This window comes from Aeromonas sp. 61P (assembly GCF_051919545.1).
Taxonomy (GTDB): domain Bacteria; phylum Pseudomonadota; class Gammaproteobacteria; order Enterobacterales; family Aeromonadaceae; genus Aeromonas; species Aeromonas veronii.
Genome location: NZ_JBQBEL010000001.1, coordinates 1,446,597 through 1,461,847, shown reverse-complemented (window position 1 = coordinate 1,461,847; position 15,251 = coordinate 1,446,597). Strand labels below are relative to the sequence as shown.

The 15,251-nt window shown below is 47.6% G+C and carries 13 protein-coding genes; 11 read left to right on the top strand and 2 right to left on the bottom strand.

Going from position 1 to position 15,251, the window contains the following annotated elements; translation table 11 throughout:
* Window positions 1-62 precede the first annotated feature (62 nt).
* Both ACTG2O_RS07130 and ACTG2O_RS07125 read left to right on the top strand, forming a co-directional pair.
* Window positions 63-1,139, top strand: a complete 1,077-nt coding sequence (locus tag ACTG2O_RS07130) for a DUF4297 domain-containing protein (protein WP_275057430.1) — start codon at window positions 63-65, stop codon at window positions 1,137-1,139.
* A gap of 51 nt (window positions 1,140-1,190) precedes the next feature.
* Window positions 1,191-2,894: a hypothetical protein gene (locus ACTG2O_RS07125; protein WP_303844251.1), complete on the top strand. Its 1,704-nt coding sequence runs from the start codon at window positions 1,191-1,193 to the stop codon at window positions 2,892-2,894.
* 477 nt (window positions 2,895-3,371) lie between these two features.
* Here ACTG2O_RS07125 and ACTG2O_RS07120 read toward each other — a convergent pair whose 3' ends face one another.
* A complete protein-coding gene (locus ACTG2O_RS07120) occupies window positions 3,372-5,756 on the bottom strand; it encodes a DUF262 domain-containing protein (RefSeq protein ID WP_439975524.1) in 2,385 nt (794 codons plus the stop codon).
* The gene (locus ACTG2O_RS07115) at window positions 5,753-7,543 is read right to left on the bottom strand and encodes a DUF262 domain-containing protein (protein WP_275057426.1); all 1,791 of its coding nucleotides are present in this window, start codon (window positions 7,541-7,543) and stop codon (window positions 5,753-5,755) included. The genes ACTG2O_RS07120 and ACTG2O_RS07115 overlap by 4 nt, the downstream gene beginning before the upstream one ends.
* Before the next feature lie 625 nt (window positions 7,544-8,168).
* Here ACTG2O_RS07115 and mobI point away from each other — a divergent pair.
* From mobI to ACTG2O_RS07070, 9 genes are all read left to right on the top strand, one after another.
* Complete coding sequence (gene mobI / locus ACTG2O_RS07110; RefSeq protein ID WP_239052880.1) at window positions 8,169-8,744, top strand: conjugative transfer protein MobI(A/C); 576 nt, start codon at window positions 8,169-8,171, stop codon at window positions 8,742-8,744.
* Between the two features lie 657 nt (window positions 8,745-9,401).
* Window positions 9,402-10,259, top strand: coding sequence for a hypothetical protein (locus ACTG2O_RS07105; RefSeq protein ID WP_275057424.1), 858 nt, complete (start codon window positions 9,402-9,404; stop codon window positions 10,257-10,259).
* 274 nt (window positions 10,260-10,533) lie between these two features.
* Window positions 10,534-10,881 carry a hypothetical protein gene (locus tag ACTG2O_RS07100; RefSeq protein ID WP_045523225.1) on the top strand — a complete coding sequence of 116 codons (348 nt, stop codon included), beginning with the start codon at window positions 10,534-10,536 and terminating at the stop codon, window positions 10,879-10,881.
* A 341-nt stretch (window positions 10,882-11,222) separates the two neighbouring features.
* Window positions 11,223-11,447, top strand: coding sequence for a helix-turn-helix transcriptional regulator (locus tag ACTG2O_RS07095; protein ID WP_139394201.1), 225 nt, complete (start codon window positions 11,223-11,225; stop codon window positions 11,445-11,447).
* Between the two features lie 11 nt (window positions 11,448-11,458).
* On the top strand, window positions 11,459-13,141 hold the full coding sequence (locus tag ACTG2O_RS07090; protein ID WP_275057420.1) for a DUF927 domain-containing protein: 1,683 nt from the start codon (window positions 11,459-11,461) through the stop codon (window positions 13,139-13,141).
* 50 nt (window positions 13,142-13,191) lie between these two features.
* Window positions 13,192-13,455, top strand: coding sequence for a pyocin activator PrtN family protein (locus tag ACTG2O_RS07085; protein WP_045523228.1), 264 nt, complete (start codon window positions 13,192-13,194; stop codon window positions 13,453-13,455).
* Between the two features lie 582 nt (window positions 13,456-14,037).
* Entirely contained in the window at window positions 14,038-14,496 is a 459-nt protein-coding gene (zur, locus tag ACTG2O_RS07080; RefSeq protein WP_005335805.1) for a zinc uptake transcriptional repressor Zur, read from the top strand.
* On the top strand, window positions 14,486-14,947 hold the full coding sequence (locus ACTG2O_RS07075; protein ID WP_005335807.1) for a chemotaxis protein CheX: 462 nt from the start codon (window positions 14,486-14,488) through the stop codon (window positions 14,945-14,947). The genes zur and ACTG2O_RS07075 overlap by 11 nt, the downstream gene beginning before the upstream one ends.
* 4 nt (window positions 14,948-14,951) lie before the next feature.
* The gene (locus tag ACTG2O_RS07070) at window positions 14,952-15,182 is read left to right on the top strand and encodes a hypothetical protein (RefSeq protein ID WP_026034968.1); all 231 of its coding nucleotides are present in this window, start codon (window positions 14,952-14,954) and stop codon (window positions 15,180-15,182) included.
* The last annotated feature ends 69 nt before the right edge of the window (window positions 15,183-15,251 follow it).

Here is a 15,251-nt window from a genome sequence, read left to right as displayed (position 1 = left end):
ATGTGATATCATGCAGTTACTAAAATTTCTTCAAAGAGTTGGCTTCGTTATGGTTGGATCACATGGTCGACAACATTCTAAATGAACCCCAAAGAGAAACGTCTGGAGCGGAGACTTTTGCAAAGTACGAGTTCCAGTTTCACTGGGCACTATGCAAAATTCTGCAAAAGCATCATAAGCAGCAAGACTATGCTTTACTTCTTGAGTATCACGAAGACGTAGTTATAGCTGACTCCATGGATGGTCAGAAGGCGCAGTTTGATTTCTATCAAGTGAAAAATAAGACTGGCGCTCGATACACTGTAGATTCCTTAACAAAACGCTCAGCAGCCAAAAAAGGAGAAAAGAACTCCGTCTTAGGGAAGCTTCTTAGCTCATGCGTTGGAACTAAATATACTGACAGGATAACTGAAATAGGCTTGGTCGCTTCCAACGGTTTTAATCTCGATCAGAATAATAATGAGCTTAAACTTGATGTAATAACTATAGGTGACTTATCAGAAGCTTGTAAAAAAGAACTTACAATAAAAATTGAGTCTGAGTTAGGAGAAAGCCAAATCCCTAACAATCTAAAGTTCATCATACCTACAATTAGGTTAGAGAATCAACGAGAGTATGTAATTACTAAATTTTCAGATCTCGTTGACTCACTATTTCCTAATGGTATGTGTAACGCGGTTTCAATTTATAGAGCCATCATTGATGAAATTCATAGGAAAGGATGCGTGAAGTATGATTTCCCTGATTGGGAAAGACTTGTCGATGAGAAGTCTCTGACATCATATAAAGTCAAAGAAGTCATAGCAGTGAACACCACACATCCTTCCACTGAGCGTATGATAAGCGACTTAAGTAGCTTAAAAGATGATATGGGGTGGAACTTTCCTACTTTCAAAAAGTATCGAAGAAGAATAGAAAAGTTATTACTTCAGAGAACAGGGATGCTGACCGCGTTTGATATTAACAGAATGAAACAGCTTGAGGATTGCATCAAATCCATAGATCCTGATCAATACAGCTCATTAAGGGATGGTTTTGCAGCTCAGGTATCAAAGATCAAAGCTGATTTTCCAGTAGACTCTTTTAATGATGACGAAGAGATTACGGCAGAAGTGCTTTACCTTTACCTAAAGGACTAATCATGAACCAAAGCTATAAATTACTAATTAGGAACTTGAGGAAAAGAAAAAATGAAAAGCTTGCAATTCAAACGATTAGTTCTAGTATCAGATTCGAAAAGACTTGCGAATCAGTTCGAATTTCCCAAGAGATTGAATCTAGTTACAGGAAAAGACAATAGTATTGGTAAGTCTACATTAGTAAAAAACATATTCTGGGCGCTAGGCTGTGAGCCAGCGCTGGATGAGGAGTGGAAGTCTAATGATGTAAAAGCACTGCTTTACTTCAACGTTAACGGCGTTGAGCACTATGTGATTCGTTACCAAAATACTATAGTGCTTAATGGAGTAAGGTATACCAGTATTGGGGGGCGCTACTCGGAAGAATTTTCACAGCTAGTTGACTTTAAGCTCAAGCTCCCTAATCGGGATGATGAGACTGAATTACAAGTTCCACCACCTGCTTTTTATTTCCTGCCATTCTATATTGATCAGTTGAAGAGCTGGAGCAAGCCATGGGAGTCATTTGAAAGGCTTGGGCAGTATCGTAATTGGAAGCCTACTGTCGTTAAGTATCACTCTGGTTACATTGGTCCTGAGCATTTCGAGATCGAAGAGAACATTTGCGAACAGAAAATAATTGCAAATGAAGCTAATACGCAAATTCAAAGAATAGACTCTGCAATTGAGGTCTTAGAAGAGGTGTCAGCAGAAACTACGATCGCGATGAGTGAAGAGCAATTCGATATTGTTCAGCAAGAAATTCAAGAGGAACTAAGCCAGTTTGTAGCGGATCAGGTGAGGTTGTTTGAAACTCAAACAGATATTAAAACTGAGTTGTATGACCTGGAAAAACAATTAGAGCTAGCAGTTAACTCAGCTAATGAACTAGAAGCAGATTATGCTTTTGCTGTGGAGTCTATTCCCGGGGATGTACTTGAATGCCCATTGTGTGGCACTCACCACGATAACTCACTAGCTAGTAGGGCTGTCTTGCTTGCGGATAAAAGTGCGGTATTGGATCAGGTGTATCTAATTCAAGATGAGATTGCGAAAAGGAAAAGTCAGCTTCATGTGGTTAACTCCGACCTAATAATGGCAAGAGAAGAAGTCACAAGAATCAACAAAAAATACATTGTTTCAGATGATGGGAATGAGGTTGAATCTTCAGCGTTCTCAAGTGTATTAAGTAATATTGCTAAAAAAAATGTAAACAATAATGTGATTCGTTCTAAAGAAACGCAGAAACTTATCTTAATGAATGCAGAACAAAACCAAAAAAGGTTTAAATCAGACCAGCGAAAGTTATTACCTACGGCTACTAGAAAAGAGCTGGGAGAACTTTTCATGGGAAACCTGATAGAAAACATCAAGGTTCTTGGTGCTGAGGGGCTGAATTTAAGCAAGGTTAAACACCCAACAGATTATAACAAGCTGATGGGGGGAGGTGCAGCAGAGGGAACTCGAGGTTTGCTTGCATACCAACTAGCGATCCTAAGACAGAGTGAATTTGCTCAGAACTGTGCAACATCTCCTTTTGTAGTCGATACTCCTAACCAGCAAGAACAAGCCGTTCACAGGTATGAAAAAGTAGTTAAAGTGATTATGGAGAATGTACCTAAAAATTCTCAAATCATTATGTGTGGTATGGAGAATCCTGCATTAGATGTGTTTGCATCTGAAGCTCATGTGATCGAGTTAGATGGTCATCGGTTATTACGAGAAGATAACTATAACGCGTATTCTATGGAGATCTCTTTACTTTTAAATATTTAGGTATCACCTGACACCGGCCTCAAGCCGGTGTCTTGCTTACGCTATTTTAAGAACCACTTCCTTCGATATCGATATCAATTTCAGGCCAAGCACGAAGCCTTGCAAAAGGCTGTGTCTAACTACCTCGATGAGCGAGGCTTGAAGGAGGGCAGCCATTGGCGAAATCCTCACGAGCACGGCCGTACCTTGTTCGAGGTGGGCTTTGCCTGGGCGATCTGCAAAGTGCTGGGCGGCTGACTTGGCACAGGCTTGATGAGCTGCGTAATCCTGTGGGCTTGCTCACACCTTTCAGATCGATATAACACGGCGCTGCCGCTATGTTGCCGGCATGCTATGTGATCCGTCGGCAGCAACCTGCTAGGAACTGACCGTAACTGCAGTCCTCCTGCTGGGTTGACTAACTACTTCAATATAACGATTTAGCGAGCCTAGCCAGCGCAGCCTTGTGACCACAACAGGCAGCCACTCACAGAGTATCTAGTTAACTTGAGACAATTCAGACGCCGTTGAGATGTGATTATTTAGTTGCTCTAATACATGTCCGACGTCATAGCTATTCAACACTATTTGATAGTGACCATGTTCTTGGTGGTGAAAAATATCTCTAAGCATTGCGCTAATCTGTGGCTCAATTTCCTTGGTCGGTAATGTTGTTCTTATGCAGAATTGGCTCTGATCTGCGACGATGTTGAATTCAGGCCATCCATCAGCCAGGAGGCAAGTCAGTTTGATATAAGGACTGGAGGCAGTACCAACTGCAGTCACATAGGTTATATGTAAATTGTTAAGAGTTTGCGATTTTGCCCTAAGTCTATGATAGAGGCAGAATGTGAGCAGCTCGGCATGTTCACCATTAAGTTGTCTACGTTTTAGTATGTAAACCTTCTCGCTAGATTCAAAGCGAATAGCTTTAGCTTCACAAAACGCCATGACCTCCGGTGTACCGACGATCAATCGTCGCCAACTTTCACACTCGGACACACTGGAGATGACACGCTCCAGTTGATTGGATAAGTCAATGGCGGGGTCCATTTGGTCCCATAGTTTTTTCAGCAGATCGCGCTTTCCCACCATGCGTAGGAATCGCTTCCAGCTGACTTCATCATCTGAGCGATCCACTAAAAAGGATTTATTTCTTCCCCTTTGCAATAAGCAATCACCAAGACTCAAAAGAGCTCTCTGCCAATAATGCGACCCCAATTCTTTTAAGCCCATATTCGAGAAGGTGACACGAGCCCAGCTCCAGTAGTGTTCAAAAGCATGCTGGAGCTCTCGGTGCTGCTCAGCAGCCCAGTCACTGGGAGCTGCTATTTTGAACTTGTTTGTCACCATTGAGAACTCTAAAAGGAAGTCAATTTGTCCGGCGAAGTACCCATGCGATTCTGCTACTTGGATCAGAGGCTTCCACCCTTCATGGGCCAGCATCAACGCGCACTTGATACGCTCCTCGCCGATTTGAACTCTACTGAAGCCCTCTACGGAGTTGTCCGGATTTGCTAGATGCTCCCGAATGTGGTCCGCATGCATCAACAGTACATTCACACTTTCAACGCTACGCCGGAAGTCATCTATCCGGTTATAAGTGGTGTTCACGGATAGGTTCTTGATGACCCTCATCCAGTGATCGAATGCCTCTGGCTCTGGCTTGCCCTCATGTTTATGGAGATAGCCCACATAGGCCGCGAACTGCACCGCCTCACTGTAGCTGAGTGAAATGTTGTTAGGATTAAGAATTTTTCCCAAGATGGCTGACTCATTGAAGGACTGACCGTTTAGCAATCCCGTGCATAATCTGCCTCCTTCGGCGTGTAACGCATTCAGCAAATAAATGAGCGACGTAGAGAAATGTTCATCCAGCCAATCCTGGCGATAGTAGTCATGGAATGAGAGTGATTGATGCACATTGCGTAACCGCTCGGTATCGTTGTTGAATGCTTCTCTCCCTGAGTCTCGCGTCACCAAAGCCACAGCCCGAAACAAGCGTAGGAAAGTCTGATCAAATAGATTGCTGACTTTGTCTCTGAATTGCCAGAACAAGTCCCCCCATTGTGTGTCCAGTTGGATGGCTACGTATTCATGGACGGGGAATGATTGGTCACTGATATTAAACCTGCGATTTACGAGCTGGGTTTTCAGCAACTGCTCATAACGAGCCTTGAAGTTTTCGAAAGCAGTGAGAGGCTTTCCCCGGGCATTCATCTTGATGTAAAGGTCATCCGATAGGCCGAAGTCATGCAGGCCCAAGAGTTGAAAGGTGACTGCTGGACGAACTTCGTCTATCAGTCTGGCGAATAAGCTCGAATGCGTTGCAAAACGCTTATGGATGGCATTCATCATGCCTAGGACAGACTGGATAGTTGGATCGCGCAGCCAGCTTCGGAAAAACCAAGGTTGATCGCACAATGTGACAGCAAGCGAATCTACTTCGTCCACTACTTCGGTTGGACGATACGCCACCAACTGGTCAAAAAAATCATTGCTACTGGGGCGCACTCCGTAGCAGAAACGGGATTTGCCGTCTGCCACGAATAGTGCTGTGAACACTTCCCAAGCGTCATCGTGCCATGCGAGATACCAGTGAAGTAGAAACAGAGTGGTTAAACGCTGCTGTCCGTCCAAAGGAAGGAAGTGTGTCTTTCCATGGCATGCTTCAACACTGCCATAGATGAAGTCTAAATTCAGCGGCAGACTGGCGTCATGCGCAGGTTTGAGCAAGGCATCTTCCAGTGCGGCAAGGAAGGAATCACGAACCTCTTGCTCATCAGGTCGGCCTTGGGCGTAGTCACGCTGGATAATCGGAATCTGGATGTGTGTGTGCCGCTGCAGCAGTTGAATGTAGCTGATTTGTTGACCTAAGTTCATTGCATTCCTCTCCTGCTACCGCAGAAAAAGCGGGTGAGTGTATCCAACATGACTGTTTCGTATGCTTCTCTGTCCTGTTCGGTCCAAAACAGAGTGTTGCCCACCTGTGGGCTGTAGCACTTAAGGAAGATGTTGCGGGTGCACAGCGGCACGAAGATGCCGGCCTGATCCAGCGACAGCAGTCGTTGACGCTTTAACGCAAATACGGCATTGCCATAGCTGCGGTTGGTATGCTCGTCAAGCAGAGTCAGGTTGCCCAAGCCATGCTCTTCCTCCCACTCCTTAGCTTCGGCAAAAAACTCCAGCACTCTGTCATACAGATCGTCAAACACTTCCGGAGTCTTAGAGAGAGCTTGGTCAGCTAAGTAGGTATCAATCTCTTCGCATAAAACATTGGCTGTGCCTTGCGCAGCGAGAAATCTAAGGCAGTGTTCCAGCCAGGTCTTTTGCGTATCAGGACGGCCAGGCCTGTCGTCGCTAACGGAACGAATGTGCTCGATATCCCAGCACTGGGTCTTGAAACTGTCGAACTGGAAACGCAGGTTGGAGCGCTCGTCTTGCAATAAGGTGGCGAGGTTGAACAGCAGAAGCCATGCACGGATGCGTACGTGGCTAACCTTACGTCCATAGCTGAGTCCATCCATATGTGTTAGCAGTCGTTCCCGTACAACCGCCTCGAGCACAGGAACAGACAGCTCATATCCTGTCACGCGTTTGAAGATCTCGCGACGCAAAGTCAGCTCGAAACCGCTCTTGGTTGTGCCTTGCGCCAGTTGGCGAATGCTGTTGATACCGACGCTTTGATGAACCAGATAACCCACCATATGGAAGAGCATGCGGTCCTCAAACCATTCTTCTAACTGCAGAAAGCTGGACTTAATGCGTCCCCACTCGTCCGTAACGCTGGCACCTGATGCCTTGAGCCGCCCATTGACGTGATGGAAAACGGCATAGGCGTCGTGTTGCCATGCCTGCGGTAAACCGTCTTGTTGCGCTACCAGTTCAAACAATAGGCCGATGCGGTTCTGGGCGGGAGCAGGCTTGTTGCTTATGAAGTACCAAAAAGCATCGTTTTGGAGAGCTTTTTCCAGCACATCCCATTCGTAGGCGATGCGTAACTGAGCGCTTGTGGGATCTGCCCCGGCGCCGGTGCTTCGGCGCAGAAACAGCGCGCGGATCAGTTCGTCTGATGTTAGCGGTATTTTACCTACATTCAGCCGGGTGAAGGCCTCGACTGGATGGTCCCCTTCGGCCAACTCGAACCAGATAAGCTTGACCTGGTTTAGTATCACAGCCTTGATCGCTTCCACCTCGCTTTCGTGCTGGGCGAACCAGCTCTCTATTGTCTGCATGGCCAGATAGAGATGAAAATAGTCAGCGTTAGTATCCGCTAGTGCCGGCGATGGTTCGTCTAGAAAGTCCGCCAGCTTGGGGCGAGTTTCATAATCCAGCTGGTAGACTGGTTGGCGGAAGCGCTCTGCCAATCGTTCGTTGAAATGACGGAGGATCAACAACAGTGTAGTCAGGCGTTGCTGGCCATCGACTACCTCCCAGTCCCCTTGTGGCCGAGCCTTGATTACTAAGGGCTGTAGGCAGTAGAACTCCTGAGGCTGAGGATTAGGTCGTTGGGTGAACTCGCGGAAGTCATCCAACAGTTGGGTTATCTGGAGTGAGGTCCAGCGGTATCCTCTCTGGTAGGCAGGGATGAAGAAGCGTTGCGGCCGTTCATCTACATGGAAGGTGCGTAGCTCATGAACGGTTTTCAATTGAATTTGTTGTGTCGCCATACCAGACGGGACCTCTAGGTCATTAGTTCTTGGCTAGTGTTTTGCTATCTACTAGCTCGATTTTTTATGGTCACATAAGAGCATCCCCATGGTGCTGGAATTTGTAGATACTAGCTAGGGGGAATACTTAACTTGCGACTTTCCTCAACGGAGTGTACCCGTCGCATAGCAGCCCTCGAACAGCTGACACGCGAACGTCTGGATTGGCCGATCTCGCACCTGTGGCCTAACACCAGGAACGACTGCTGTACTTTGCTACCCTAAGGTCAGTTGATGACAGCACCAATGAGCGCTGTGGTCGGTAGTTGCCGATCATCATGAGCGGTGGCGTGCTCACCCACGAACAGCACAGCGATCTACCACATTACAGGCAGGTCCCACATCATTGGTGGAACGACTTTTCCAAGGTCCTTGCACCATGTTGCAGCGCTTGATTGTTCGTTATTGATGGGTCCCACATCAGATAAGCTATTGGAAAGGAATTGGATAGGTCTTTGGAGCGGGAGTAATCATCTTGGGACCTGCAATATCTCTCAGAACGCCCCAAAAGGGCAGATACAGAGCGTAGGTTTTTGCAGCCTCATGTTTAACATCTGTGGTGTCATAACCAAGATCAGGAGGATGTATGACACAACAGAACATTTCCCGCATGGCGGAGGCATGGCGAATAATCAGTCGCAAACAGACGACTCAAGCAGATCGGGATAACGCCACCCGTATGGCACTACAGCAGTGCGGGGAGTTCCTCATCGCCATCCATGACATGGCGGAGATTGAGCAGAGGCGCTACGAGTTTTTAGCGAATCGACTCTGCGACCATTTTTGGCAACACAATCGAGCACACAGAACCAGGCAGACCCCCGGTTATCCGGGCCATTTCGGTTGCAGGGCACGAGTTCGTCAATTCAAGCTGGAATGCCACTGGTACTACAACCAATTCATTGAACAGCCAAAAGGATCGGGGAAGCACAAGGTTCTTAGCCATTACCTGCCGCGCAATGGTCAGTTTTCGTATTACAAAGCGACATTTACACCTGCACATGACTGGGAAAAACCAGTCATTTTGGCCACAGAGGAAGGCTTTGCCCTGATACGCCAACTCAATGATCAGTTGATGCAGTTGCGTCGGCTTTCTCGCAGCAGCCAACGTCTACTAGGAACACTGATCCAGCACCTCGATGAGATGGGCGTTCTGTCATGACTCGGCTCTTAGCGCAAACGAATTACAAAAACGGCCGCTGTTCCTGAAGGTAGTTTCCCGTACAGCCTCAGGGAGGGATTAATGAGCTATCGGCTACGATGGTATCGGAATGCACCCTGGGGCTATCTATATGAAAAATAATATAAAGCTAGTCAACTGGCGGCCCCTAACACTGAGTTAGGCGGACGAGCGCGTTTTTGTAAAACCCTGCAACTGAACTTTGTTCTGAAAAGACAAAGTTACATAAAAATCAATAACTTATTGATCAACCTGACCGCGTGATGCATAGTTTTCCATACCATTTGGAGGGCGTTTTATGAACAGCATCGTAATTTTGGTCACTCTATTCCTTTTCCTTCTAGGCGTTGCGGTAGCTGCTGCATATCTCTACAGAGAGAAACTTAAAATTTCACAGGTGAAAGATGCGGATCGAAAAAACCAGTAGAACATCCAAATCAAAGCTCCTATGTAGCTCACTGTGGGCTGCTACAACACCCTAGGTCATTAATGTTGCAACCCAGCTTAGGCGTTCTATCCAGCAACAGTAAAAATGTTCGCTATGTACATATATTTAATAATTTCAATCAGATAGATGCATTTCGTTGCTTTTTATAGGATTCATGCCACCCTATGACAAGCTCCACACGAGACATAACAATGATGAAAAAACTAACCACCATAATCGTTGCAACCGGGCTGGGGTTGGCCTCTGGTTGTGCCATGACACCAAATAGCTACCGGTACAAGACAGAGCACAGTCGCGCCTACAATATTGCCGAGGCTGGTGGTTTGATTACTGGAATTAAGGATGCTGCTGTACCAAGTGATCAGTTGGAACGCATGACAGATACCAAAACCTTTGGTGCAGCTTATGTGATGTCCGGCTATATCGCTCCCAGTGTGGGAGGCCTATCAAACTGGCAAGGTGGGGTAGTCAACATGGCTAATTGGGCGTTTGGCCCCAAGCAGCATGGTGCCCGGAATAGCTTGATAGCTTGGATGCCTGTAATTAAGGCGGCATCGTCAGCCGATGCTCAGACCAAATTGATTTCTCATGTGAAACTTTCTATCGAGTCATCGTTAACCGATCTGGGTGTTCAATTCGACCTGCTGTACGAAAAAGATGGCAACCTGACATATCATTTTTACAGCAACGAATGGGATTGTCCGACTTGGACCAACGGTAAAAGCAAGGTCTCGGACATGTGCTCTATTAAGGTACGAATCGTAGAGCCGAATCAAGACAAGGCACCAGCCTTTATTACTGGAGCTCAAGGGGATGCTTATGCATTCACTTCCGGCCATGACACGGATTTTAATTTTATTAATGTTACGAATGGAGCGGCTAGCCACGCACCAGAACAAGCCGTATACAGCAAGATCAGTGAGAAGCTACCAGTTTGGGCCTTCCTGTACCTAGCTCCTCAACAAGTCAAAATAAATAATAGCGACAAGATCGTATTTCCCTACCTGCTTGAACAAGGGAAACCAGAGCTCTTTGTCTACCCATTCTGATAAAACATCGCACCACTGGCCGCCTCCGTGCGGCTTTTTGTTCGTTTTCAAATGCTGTAGTACTCAATAAATATGCTCTCTCTTTAGGCAGCAGCCATGACGGCTCAGATAATTTCATACGTGAAACTTTTTAGCTCTGATGGCGAATGTTGCCGACTCTACTAATGAACATTACCCTATGCCTTCACTCATTAATGATTTAATCATAGCCTTCTTAAGGTTGCATTTTATGAAATCGCGATAATATGGATGTGAAATATTAAGGGAGGTCACCGTGAAAGATTTAATTAATATATTTTTGATGACTGTTGTCGTCCTTGGCTGGGCAATGCTTGAGGTCACTGGCTGTGGTTATGCCGTTTTAGCCATCCCAGTTGTTTACTGGCTCAAACCCGTGCTGGATCTGCTCCACAAGAACTACTGGGTGGGCCTTGCCTTCTGGGGGCTGATGGCCTTGTTTGCCTGGCAGGGAGCTCTTATTGGAGGGATGTTCTATGGCTTGCTCGCTGCACCAAAGAACGAGGCTACGGGCAATGTAGCCAGAAAAAAAAGCCCGATCCGGCTTGTTTCCAATGGCTATGACATACAGACCGGGGAGTACGTTGGCTCACCTTTTTGGTAATGCGTCGGTCAGTTGAAGGAGAGCAGCCTGACTGGATTTCCCCTTAGGACTGTCTCTTATATATCGGTCCCCGGGCATCGCTCGGGGATTTTTTTAACTATTGTGCCGTCCGTGATTTCACCTAGAGCTACAAGCTAAGTCGACGCAAAAAATTTCACATGTGAAATTTCTGACAAATTAGCGAATCAAAAAATAATACGGTAATAGCCAAGAGATGGGGGAATAGTCTATATCAAGCAAGCTCATGTCATAACCGATTGTTTTTATAGGAAAAATTATTTTTTCGCTTTACCCGAAAAAGGCACTTCCAGCGACGAAGTTTTCTACATACAACATTCAGAATGCTCCTGCCAACACATGAAAAACCAGGAGGATGTATGGCTGAAACACAAAATAGAACATTGCTAACGATGGCTGAGGTCACTGAACTGACTTCCCTTTCACAGTCGACAGTACGGCGCCTTGTAAAATCAGGAATCTTGCCTGCCCCCATCAGATTAGGCCCCACCGGACGTTCAATTAGATTCAAGCTGTCAGACATTCAGCGGTATCTAAATAACATTTGAGGGAGGTGCTTATGGAATTTCGATTACTGCCGGATGCACTGGAAGTCCAAGAGTCGGAACGCTGGGTAAAAATCGGAGGACACATCAAGGTCCTCGCTCGAACCCGCTCTTCGGATCAAAAACGTAGCTACGGCGTTTTACTTGAGTGGAAAAACCTGGACGGTGTTCACTTGCAAGACATCGTCTTAATTAGGCATCTTCAGGGTGATAATAGCAGGTTGGTTCGGGAGATGTTGATCGATTCTGGCTATCAACTGGAGCCAAGCCCTCAAGCCTGGCAACGCCTTCAACGTTACCTGCTCAATGAGCTACAGCGTGCAGAACCAGCAACCTGTGTGGAACGAACCGGTTGGCATGCAGAGGGCTTTGTCAGTCCTGGCTGGATTGCCCCCAGGGGTAATGCAAAAGTACATCTTCTGCGCAAGGGACTGGATGTGGAGCTGAGGTCATCTGGCACGCTGGAACAGTGGCAGGAAGAGATTGGCAAAGTCTGTATTGGTAATCCACTGCTGATTTTTTGCTGTGGAGTCGCTCTGAGTGCGCCTCTGCTCAGTAGCTCAGGCGTCGAAAACGTGATCTTCCATCTCTATGGCGACTCGGGCTCTGGTAAATCCACAGCAATGAAGGTAGCGACTTCGGTCTTAGGCGATGAGTCACTCATGCGAACCTGGTTGAGCACAGCCAATGGCCTGGCTGCAGCCGCGGCACTACACCACGACGTCCCGCTTTTTCTGGATGAATTATCTCAGGCCAAACCTGAAGATGCGGATGTAGCTGTCTACTCAATTTGTAATGGTAGACCCAAGCTGAGATCCAACGAAACGGGGCAGTTAGCCATAGGCGAATCTTGGCGAACCATTGCCCTGTCAAACGGGGAGGTAACGCTGGCTGAACACTTGGCACAACTAGGTAAAGAACCATTGGCAGGACAGCTGAGCCGAGTGATTGAAATCCCGATAACAGGTCAGTATGGCATGTTTGATACACTCCACGGCTTCAAACGGGGAGATCTGCTGTCAGACGAGTTAAAGCGACGCTGTAAAAACTACTACGGTACCTTGTTCCCGGCATGGGTAGACCGATTGGTCAGCTATGAAGAGGCGGAGCTAGCAAGAAAAGTTACAGGTCTACTCAATTATCACAGCGAACTGATGAAAGAGGACGCGGAGGTCACCCTAGACTATTCCGTCAGCCCCCAAGTAATGCGTGTAATCAGGCATTTTGCCATAGTCCAAGTTGCGCTGATCATGGCCAACCATTTCAACCTGTTGCCCTGGCTCGAGCATCATTCAGTGAATGCTATTAACCATTGCTTCAGCCTATGGCTAAAGAACCGCGGTCATGGTCTGGACACTGAGGATTATCGGCTGTTCTGTATGCTGAAAGCAGCCATACAGGGCTGGGGTCCGTATATAAGACCCCTGGAAGGTCGGCTGAAGTCGAGCGTTGGTTACAGCCGAACGTATCAGGGAGAGCCGCAATGGCTAGTCAAAACTGATGTGTTGAAACAGGCATTGAATTTACGTCCACAATATCGCTCACAGATGCTGCGACTAGTCAAAAGAGATTGGCTGCAATTCAATGAGGAAGAGCGACTGACTCTCAAAGTGGTACAAGAAAAAAAGTCGGCCCGGTTTTTTGCAATCTGGCCTGAGCGAATCAAAAAAGCTCTGGCCGAGCTGGAGGTGGATTAATGGATTTCCCGGTTTTCCCAGTTCCACCGGCTCTGTTGTGAGGTGACAGCATGCAAACCGTTTTTATGCTCTTGGCGCAATACGAGAAACCTGTCGTGCCGCTTAAAGACATCTGTAGTGACTATTTTGGTCTGTCATATCAAACAGCCAGACAGCGTGCAAATGCCGGGATGTTACCCATCCCGACGTTCAGAACCAGCCAAAAGAGTGACTATCTGGTGCACCTGACTGACCTGGCCAGCTATATAGATCAGCAGAGAGAGAAAGAAGTGCGCAGGCTAACTGCGATCACGAAGATGGAGGCTCGAAGATAATCTTCTGGAAGGGCAAGCCCGCGAATCGCGGGCTTTTTTCATTTTTTGTCTTTGTCAGTGGTCTGGGTCAGGTGGTAGGCGCTCCTGCTAGCACAGCAAACAGCTCAAGGAAGGCATATAGGCAGAACCGTATGACGATGCTCCTACCCATGTTCCCTCTTATTCGCTCTTAAGATCTGGAGTGGGTATAATCAAATGGTCACCGAAATCAACATAACCTGTTGATGATGCTGACTTTTGTATTTAACGAACAAAGTTGTTGGGACATATTCTCAGAGTAGACAAGAAGAGCTGAAAGGCTTGAGAAAACCCCTGAGTAAAGCCGTTTTGGCAACCACCTGCCCCATATCTGCCCCATGGAAAATGAAGGCCACGCCAGATAAGGGCTAGAGAGAAAATCTCACCAATCCAGCATGGGGGCGATGGAAAAACGCTGCGCCTGCATAAAAATCATCCGGGTTGGCTAAAGAAAGGGGCGGATTTTATCACAACGTGAAGCAGCCCCAGAAAATGAATTTTGTCGCCGCGCCATGCGAGGCCCTGTGATAGTATCCGGCTAATAGAAAGGGTATCTGCGCGATCATGAATCAAGACCAACTTTTACAACGAGCCGAACGACTCTGTATACAGCGAGGGATCCGCTTCACCCCGACCCGACGTCAGGTATTTCGCCTGCTGGCGGCACACGGCAACGCCATCAGCGCCTATGATTTGTTGGCCCAGCTGCAACAAACCGAAGCCAATGCCAAGCCGCCAACCGTCTATCGGGCACTCGATTTTTTGCTCGAACAGGGCTTTGCTCACAAGGTGGAATCTCTCAACGCGTTTATCTTCTGCTGCCACTTCGATCACGCTCACCCGATGCAGTTGCTGATCTGCGACGAGTGCGGGGATGTGGTCGAGCTTCACGATACGGCGATCGATAGCGCGTTTTCCGAGCAGGCCCACTTGCATGGTTTTACTATTACCAATAAGACGATAGAGGCACATGGCCAATGTGCCCGTTGTACGCCCACTGTAGGAAGTCATCATGAAGGCTGATTTTGTAAATCCGTTCCTGCTATCCCTGCTCAATGTGCTCTCGACCATGGCACAGCTGGAACTCAAACCGGGCAAACCGAAACGCAAGATGGATGAGCTGGCGCGCGGCGACGTCTCCGGCCTGATTGGCATGGTCGGCCCGCAGACCCGTGGCTCCCTCTCAATCAGCTTCGAGAAGGGGCTGGCGCTGGAGATCATGCGCCGCATGCTGGGGGAAGCTCCCGCCAACATCAACGAAGAGGTGACCGACATGGTCGGTGAAATCACCAACATGGTGACCGGCGGTGCCAAGCGGATGCTGGGCGAGAAGGGCTACGAGTTTGACATGGCGACCCCCATCATCGTCTCCGGTCCCAACCACACCATTACCCACCGTGCCGATGGCACCAAGATCATGATGCCGTTCGAATCGGATTTCGGTCGCGCCACTATCGAAATCTGCTTCGAGTAACCCTATGTGGAAAGCATTGAAATGGATTTTCATCTGCTGGGCCCTGCTGTTGATCCTGTCGGACATTCAGATCAGCACCTCCCTCTACAAGTACGAAGATAACCGGGTGCTCATCAACTTCCCGCGCTGGGAAGCCAAGCAGCCCTGGGGCACCTTCGAGTGGCATGCCGGACGGGTAGAAACCCACTGGTATGGTCTGGATGGCAAACCCAAGCCGGCAGGCCCGCAAATCTGATCCGGTAACGGATCCGGCAGAAACAGAAGAGGCCAGCAGATGCTGGCCTCTTTGCTATCTCGTTGTTCC